At 49.5% G+C, this 600-nt stretch carries 1 protein-coding gene; it reads right to left on the reverse strand.

Annotated elements, in window-relative coordinates; all coding sequences use genetic code 11:
- A partial coding sequence (locus R7Z49_RS26315; RefSeq protein ID WP_318112607.1) for a proline dehydrogenase family protein occupies positions 1 to 600 on the reverse strand: 600 nt, incomplete at both ends.

The raw sequence follows: 600 nt of genomic DNA on the forward strand, positions 1-600 counted from the left end.
CCGCTTGCGCCGCTTCAATCGCAGCGGAAACATGATCAAGAGTTGCAAAAGCGACTTGACCCACTTCAACACGACGATCGTAAGGCGCGGTAATGATCTCAGCGAGGTTTTCCTTGATCATGCTTTCGGCAAAGCGTTCACCGTTGATCACAGGGCCCGCAACCCACTTATTGTTTAGGAAGCTTTCAACTTGCGCTTCAAATGGTTTTGCTTCGCTTTCGATATCAATGTTGACGCCGTAAGAGTTTTTACGTTCAGGGAAAATACCTGAAGGCATTGGGATCTTATCGTTATTCAGCGTCGCAAAACTGGTTAGCGCATCCACAGGGTGATGTGTCAGTTCAGAAATTGGGCAACGCGCGTCAACCAAACGGTGTACAAACGAGCTGTTTGCGCCATTTTCTAGCAGACGACGAACAAGGTAAGGCAGTAGATCCGCGTGGCTACCAACAGGAGCGTAAATACGAACAGGTTGGCCGTATTTCTCCATCGCGTGGTTGTAGAGTGAATCTCCCATACCGTGTAGGCGTTGGAATTCAAAATCCTTCTGCTGCCCCAGCACTGCAATCGCAGTAACTGTGTGCGCATTGTGGCTGGCAA

The sequence above is a fragment of the Vibrio sp. 1562 genome (assembly GCF_033340155.1).
Lineage (GTDB): Bacteria > Pseudomonadota > Gammaproteobacteria > Enterobacterales > Vibrionaceae > Vibrio > Vibrio alginolyticus.